The organism is Nitrospinota bacterium (assembly GCA_016235255.1).
Lineage (GTDB): Bacteria > Nitrospinota_A > UBA7883 > UBA7883 > JACRLM01 > JACRLM01.
On sequence record JACRLM010000090.1, the window covers coordinates 1 to 7,093 of the forward strand.

General features: G+C 59.4%; 4 protein-coding genes. All 4 read right to left on the reverse strand.

Features of this window, described 5'->3' with window-relative positions; genetic code table 11:
- Nucleotides 1–195: 195 nt before the first annotated feature.
- Genes HZB29_12335 through HZB29_12350 form a run of 4 tightly spaced genes read right to left on the reverse strand, consistent with a single transcriptional unit; the run spans nt 196 to nt 6,772 of the window.
- A complete protein-coding gene (locus HZB29_12335) occupies nt 196–1,872 on the reverse strand; it encodes a TolC family outer membrane protein (protein ID MBI5816386.1) in 1,677 nt (558 codons plus the stop codon).
- Between the two features lie 2 nt (nt 1,873–1,874).
- The gene (locus HZB29_12340) at nt 1,875–4,955 is read right to left on the reverse strand and encodes an efflux RND transporter permease subunit (protein MBI5816387.1); all 3,081 of its coding nucleotides are present in this window, start codon (nt 4,953–4,955) and stop codon (nt 1,875–1,877) included.
- Nucleotides 4,952–6,079, reverse strand: a complete 1,128-nt coding sequence (locus HZB29_12345) for an efflux RND transporter periplasmic adaptor subunit (GenBank protein ID MBI5816388.1) — start codon at nt 6,077–6,079, stop codon at nt 4,952–4,954. Before HZB29_12345 ends, HZB29_12340 begins: the two co-directional genes overlap by 4 nt.
- 3 nt (nt 6,080–6,082) lie before the next feature.
- Nucleotides 6,083–6,772, reverse strand: coding sequence for a TetR/AcrR family transcriptional regulator (locus HZB29_12350; protein ID MBI5816389.1), 690 nt, complete (start codon nt 6,770–6,772; stop codon nt 6,083–6,085).
- Between the last annotated feature and the right edge of the window lie 321 nt (nt 6,773–7,093).

Here is a 7,093-nt window from a genome sequence, read left to right on the forward strand (position 1 = left end):
CATGGCACGCTCAATCCCTTCCACTTGAGAAAAGAATTTGAAAAAATACTCAGGAGGCTTTTTAATGAGTTATGGGCCAATGAACCATGAGGCGAAAATCCACGCCCCCTTCGGTTACCTTTTCCCGTGAGGCAACGCGCACCATCTAAATTCCGCGGAGCAAAAAGGGGCTGACTTCAAGCAATCCCCCGTGTCCTATTCCCTCATCCCGTTTCCGCCGTCGAGCATCGCCGCGATTTCGTCCACCACAGTTTCTGAAAGCTCCCCGGCGGAGGCTTTCAGCATAAGCAGGCTTATCACATATGAATATTTCGCCTGGGCATAGTCTCGCCGGGCGGAAAAAAGCTGCTGCTGCGCGTTTAGCGCGTCCACCGCCGTGCGCACCCCCACTTCAAGACCTTTCTTTGTGGAGTCCAGCGATTTTTCGCTGGAGACAAGGGCCTGCCCCAGCGCATTGACCCGCGCCGCTCCGTTTGTGACGTTCATGAAAGCGGAGTAGGCGGCAAGCTTGGCCTGGCGGGAGGCGTCCTCCACGTCGCGGCTGGTCTTCTCCTCAAGGGCGGCGCTTTCCCGCACCTTGGAAGCTGTGGCCCCCCCGGCGAACAATGGAAAAGTGACCTGCGCACCGGCGTATTTTGCGGTATTGTCATAACCGATGTTGTACTGGCTGTCCCCCACGCCGCTGTAATTGTATCCGGCGATCATATCGATGGTGGGATAGTGCCCGGAGCGGCTTTTAGAGGTCTCCTCCCGGGCGATCTGAAGCCCAAGCCGGGCGGAGCGCAGAAGTGGAGAGCCCTTGTCCGCCATTTCCATCCATTCGGAGGCCGAGTCCGGCGACGGTGTGGTCATCTCCAGGCTGTCCGAAAGCGGAGTCAACGGCGGGGGAGGGGCGCCTATGAGCCGTGCCAGCGCCTGTTTCTTTATTTCCAGGTCGTTGATGGCGGCGATTTCCTGCGATGTGGCGATGTCGTTGCGGGCCTGGGCGTCATGGGTGTCCGTTATGGTGGCGGCGCCAAGCTCGAACATGCGGCGCGCCTGTTGCAACTGCTCGCCGATGGCCTTTTTCTGGGCGCGGACGAATTCAACGGTGTCCTGCGCCAAAAGCACGTCGAAATAGGCCTGGGCGGCCCGCAGGACCAGCTCTTGAGACGCGGAGGCGAACTGCAATTCCGCCTGTTCCGCCTGAAGCTTCAACTGGCTGTACGCCGCGAAATTGCCCATCCGGAATATGGGCTGAGAGAGCGAAACGTTTACGCTTTCCGAGTCGTAATTCTGTTTTTTAGTTGTGTACGCCGAATCGGCAGGCTGATTGCGGTATGTGGTCCGCGAATCTACGACCTTCGCGTCGGCGGAAAGGTTGATGGAAGGGAGCACCATCGAATACGCCTGCGACCCTTTTTCCCTGCCCGCCGCAAGGGCGCTCTGGGCGGAGGCGAAAACCGCGTCGTTGGCCCTGGCCAGATCGTAAATCTCGCGGAAACCGGCGCGGGCCGGCTCGTCCGCGAAGGCGGGGCCGGAGATTAAAGAGGATAAAATCAAACCACAGAGGCACAGAGGCACGGAGAAGAGCAGATCATTCCATCCGTGGCTGCGTGGCAGCGTGGTCCAATTGCTTCCCCGTGGCCGCCTCTGGCTGTTGCCCAAATGCTCATCGGGGTGTTCTTCACCCCGATGTCCCAAAGTCAAGAGTTTAGCGCTCTTATAAACATAGAGTCCGGGGTGAAGAACACCCCGGACAGCGTTCGTTTCGCGTGTTTTCCCTTTTGGGCAACAGTCCGGCCTGACCACGGATTCGTATTGCCCGGACAGCTTCGATGCTCTGCGCCTTTGTGTCCGCGTGGCGGCGGTTTCCTTGTCTTTCGTCTTCATCATCATATCTCCATCACGGCCATTGGCGCGGCCGCTTTTGCGCGCCTTCCCGCAAGGGCGTTCTCAATAAGCGAATATACCGACGGTACCACCACAAGCGTCAGCAACGTGGAGCTTATCATGCCGCCGATGACCGCGACTGCCAGAGGCGCGTTCGAATCACCCCCGGCGCCTATCCCCAATGCAGTTGGTGTGAGGGTGCATATGATCGTAAGCGACGTCATAAGCACGGGGCGCATACGCACGGGGCATGCCTCCCGCAGCGCCTCGTCCACTCCCTTCCCCTCCGCCCGCAGCTGGTTTGTGAAATCCACCAGCAGTATCGAGTTTTTCGCCACAAGCCCCACCAGCAGCACAAGCCCTATCATTGAATAAATGTTGAGCGTGTGCCCGGTGATCCAAAGCGCCACGATTCCGCCGATGATCGCCAGCGGCTGGGCCACCATGATTATCACCGGCTGCAAAAACGAGTCGAACTGGCTTGCCAGCACCATGTAAACCAGTATCATCGCCATGGCAAACGCGAAGGTGATGTACTTCATCGTCTTGCCGAACTCCTCGGCCTGTCCCACCATTTTCAGGGTGTATCCCATCGGCAGAAGCGCTTCCGACTCTTTCTTTATCCTGTCCACCGCTTCGCCCAGCGGTATCACCGGGTTGCCGTAGAACATGGCGGAATACTGCAGGTCGTACTTGGATATGACCGCCGCGCCAAGCTCGCTTTTCATCTTCACCAGCGTGTCCAGCCTCGTCAGGCTTCCGTCCCGTCCGCGCAGGTATATCCTCCCCAGGTCCTCCACGCGGGTCATGGAGCCTCCTTTCGCCTTCATCCTTATGTCGTAGCGTTCGGACCCGCTGTGTTCGTCGTTGAACTTTGCGATGTCCACCCCGCCGGCCAGGGCGTTGACCGCGAAGCCGATGTCCTGCGTGCTGATCCCAAGGTCGGCCGCGCGTGTCCTGTCCACGTCCGCGATGATTTCCGGCAGGTCAAGCTGGAGATCCAGGTCCAGCCGTCCAAGGCCTTCCACGGGTATCAGGCGCTCCTGCAGCGTTTTGGCTATCCGTGCAACCTCCTGCAGGTCCGGCCCGCGCACGATGAACTGCAACGGGTCGCCGCGCTGCCCGCCGATCATCGGAATCGGCATGGCGAAAGCGCGGACGCCGGGTATCTGCGACAGCTCACCGGAGAGTTTCTGGGTGAACTCGAACTGCTTTATTTTCCGCTCATGCTTGGGAACCATCTGGACGAAGGCCATCCCCTGGTTCACCTGCCCCGTCACACCAAGCCCCACGGCGGTGAAAAACGACATTATCTCCTTGTGGCCGGACAATACCGCCTCAATTTTCTTCAGCCGCTCGTCCGTATACTGTATGGATGAGCCAAGCGGGGTCTTGAATATCACCATGAACCGCGCCTCGTCCTCGTTGGGCACGAATCCCTTGCCTGTCCTGGCGAAAAAGAAGGCGGAAGAGGCCACCACGGCAAGGGCTATCCCTATCACCCGCCAGCGGTTGCGCAGGGCGAATTCCAGCGTGGCGCGGTATGACCTGTCCAGCAGGTCAAACGCACGCTCCAGGATCCGGTACACCTTTCCGTGGGTCTTGCGCACCACAAGGTAGCGCGAGCAGAGCATCGGGGTGAGGGTCATCGAAACGAACAGCGACACGAGCACCCCGAACGTCACAACGATTCCGAAGGACTTGAAGAACAGCCCCAGTATCCCCCCCATGAAAATCACCGGGGCGAATATTGACACAAGCGTAAGGGAAGCGGCCATGACGGCAAGCACCACCTGGGCCGAGCCGTTGACGGCGGCGCTCACAGGATCCGGGTCAATGTTCTCGCGGTGGCGGAAGATGTTCTCCAGCACCACGATGGCGTCGTCCACCACCACGCCGATGAGCAGCAGCAGCGCAAGGAGCGTCAGGGTGTTGAACGTGTAGCCACCCTGGTACATCACCGCGATGGCGCCAAGCAGCGAGACCGGAATGGCAACGGCGATGATGAGGGTCGCCCGGAAACTTTTAAGGAACAGGAACACCACGACGGCCGTCAAAAGCGTCCCCAGCCAGATATGCTCCATCAGGCCGGACACCATCTCCTTGATGAACCACGCGTCGTTGGACGAAAGCTTCAGGGTCATCCCGGCGGGAAGCTGCGGTCTTATCTCATTTTCAACCCGGTCGAGCACCGCGTCGGCTATGGCCACCGTGTTGGAGTTTGGCACCTTCACGATGCCGATGCCCACCGCCGGTATTCCGTTGAACCGGGCCAGCTGGCGGAAATCGGCCATGCCGTCCTCCACCTGGGCCACGTCCCCAAGGCGTATGGGGGCCCCGCTCCTGTGGCCGACTATCATTTTCTCAAGCCCGGCGGGGTTGTGATACTCCATGTCCAGCTTGATCATGTCCTCGGTCTTCTCCGCGCTCAAAAAGCCGCCGGGCAATTGCAGATGCTCCGTGGCGAAGGCGCGCACCATGTCCTGGGTGGTGACGCCGAAGGCGGCCATCCTGTTCAGGTCCGCGTTCACACGGATCACCCGTTTGCGCTCGCCGCCGATGCGCACCTCGCCAACTCCGCCCACAGTCTCCAGCCGCTTCTTTATCACGTTGCGGGCGTACAGGTTGAGCTGTTGCAGCGTCCTGTCCCCCTGAAGCGCGAGCCATATGATGGGGTTGGAGCCGGTCTGCACCTTGGCGACTATCGGCGGGTCTATGTCCTTGGGCAATTGCCGCAGCACCTGGTTGACCTTGGACTGCACTTCGTTGAAGCCCACGTCCACGTTTTTGTTCAGGTCGAACTCTATGTTGACCAGGGAGACGCCGGGGGAGGATATGGAACTGACGTGGTTGATCCCCGGCGTGGAGTTTACCGCGCTTTCGATGACGCTTGTGATGGAGGCGTCCACAATGTCCGGATTGGCCCCGGGCAGCACCGTGGCGATGGAGACCATGGGGAACTCGATATACGGGAACCTGTCCACACCGATCCGGTTGTAGCTGACATAACCGAACAGGACTATGGCGCCGCTTAACATCCACGCCAGGACGTGGCGGTGTATGGAAATTGACGGAAGGTTCATTTCGCCTTCTCCTTGCCTGTCTCCGGGCCCTGCAAGGCCGGCGCGGCCGCGGATGGAGCGGCATTTTTGGCCCCCTGCGGGTTCACCGGAGCCTTGTCCGAAAGGTATCCCGCGCCGTCCTGGGCCACCGTCTCACCAGCGGCAAGCCCGGATGTTATCTGAAGTTTCCCGCCGTTGCGCTGGCCTGTCGCCACCACCCGTTGCACGGCGGTTCCGTTTGATATCACATACACCACGTCACCTGCCGGCCGGCGCACCACGCACTCCTCCGGGACGACCACAGCGTCCGGTATTTTCTCCAGCGTCACAATCCCGGTGACGGACGCCCCCGGTTTCCATCCGCCGGGATTCTTCACGTCCACGATGGCCATAAGCGCCCTGTTGCCCATCCCCACCGATGGGCGTATCTCCACGATCACCCCGTCCACGACAGCTCCAGGCGCCGTGGGGGTGGAAAGCTCCACCGCAAGGCCGGGCATGATCTTGTTTGACACCGTTTCAGGGAATGGGAGGAATGCGCGCAATCCTCCACCGGTGGATATCATGAAGGCAGGCTTGCCGGGGTCTAGATAACTGCCCACCGACACCAGCCTTTGCTCTATCTGGCCGCCGACCGGGGCCTTGATCCGCGCCTTGGCAAGGCGGTTGTCCGCAAGGGCGAGCTGGCTTTCCAGCGCGGTCAACTGCGACTCGGCGCCTTCGAGGGTCACTTTGGAAATGAACTCCTCCTCCACAAGCTGCCGGTATCTTTCCACAAGCCGTTTCTGGTTTTCATAAGTGGCGGCGGCCGCTTTTTGCGCCAACGCAAGGTCGTCCGCGTCCATCTCGGCGAGAAGTTGCCCAGCCTTCACCATGGCGCCAGCGTCCACATGCACTTTGGTGACACGCCCGCCGACTTCCGCGGAGACGTATGGGGCGATCCTGCTCTCCAGCCAACCGACGGACTCCTGTGTCACCGGCAACAGGACGGACTCGGCCTTGGCGACGGTAATAAGCGTCCCCATGGGCTTTTTGTCCTTGGCTTCCTCCCCCTTGCCGCCACAGGCAGGCAGGGCGCCGATTAAAAAGACGGCCAATGCGATGGCGGCCAGTCCGCTATTGCGTGAAACAGGGTTTGAATTCATAGGTCAACTCCGCTTGTTCTTCTTGTTCTTTGTTTTCTTTTTGCCGGCCAGTATGCCGTTTAGCAGGATGTCCACCCCCTTGGTGGAGTATTTCCGGGGATCGTCCGCGAAGTCCACGTCCGGGAAATGGCGGAATACGTTTTTTGAATCGAAAAAGAAAAGGTTCGCCGCCACCACCAATAGCGCCACCATCGCCGGGTCCACGTCGTCGCGCAATTCGCCGGAATCCTGCGCGTGCCGAAGCACTTTCACAAAGTTTGCGAACTGCTCCCCGTGCACTTTCTGGGCCAGCTCCTGGCCGAACCGCTCGCCGTCTTCCAGCATTTCGCGTCGGACAAGGCGGGTGACCCGCTCCCTTTTAAGCAACCCGTCCAGATGGCCCGCCGCAAGCTTTCCGAAACCATCCCGGAATGACGCCGGCATGTTGAGCATGTCGTGTAGTATGGGGGCGATCTCGTTCTTGCAGGCGGAGACGACGGCGATGTACAGGTTCCGCTTGGATTCGAAATGGTGATAAAGGTTCGCCTTGCTCACGTTTGCGGCCTTTGCGATGTCGCTCATGGACACGCCGTCAAATCCATGCTCCGCGAACAGGCCTTCGGCCACCTCGACGATGCGCCTGGCGCTTTCCCCAAGTTCGCCGCGGCAAAGGGATTCTTGCGCTTTTCCTTTTCCCGCTTTCTTCCCTTTCATCCGTTCCCTGTCCAAATGTTGCCGTTGGGTAAAAACTAACCGAACGGTCGGTTAGTGTCAAGGGGTAAATTCGGGAGACGGATTTGAAAGGAAATAAACCACAGAGGCACAGAGGGGAGGAGGTGAGGAACTGATGCAAATCATTGAAGCTCAGAGGCTTTTTTCCAGCTTCCCCGTGGCCGCCTCGGGCTGTTGCCCAAATGCTCATCGGGGTGTTCTTGTACATTCAAAATCAGAGCATACTCATATGTATAAGGCATTCGATTCCGGGGAGGCCGAGGTGTTCTGAAGCCATCGAGCTTGTGTGAAGATAGGCCCCCC

Coding starts and splice junctions, on each gene's coding strand:
- HZB29_12335 (MBI5816386.1), bottom strand. CDS start 1,872: ATGAAGACGAAAGACAAGGAAACCGCCGCCACGCGGACACAAAGGCGC.
- HZB29_12340 (MBI5816387.1), bottom strand. CDS start 4,955: ATGAACCTTCCGTCAATTTCCATACACCGCCACGTCCTGGCGTGGATG.
- HZB29_12345 (MBI5816388.1), bottom strand. CDS start 6,079: ATGAATTCAAACCCTGTTTCACGCAATAGCGGACTGGCCGCCATCGCA.
- HZB29_12350 (MBI5816389.1), bottom strand. CDS start 6,772: ATGAAAGGGAAGAAAGCGGGAAAAGGAAAAGCGCAAGAATCCCTTTGC.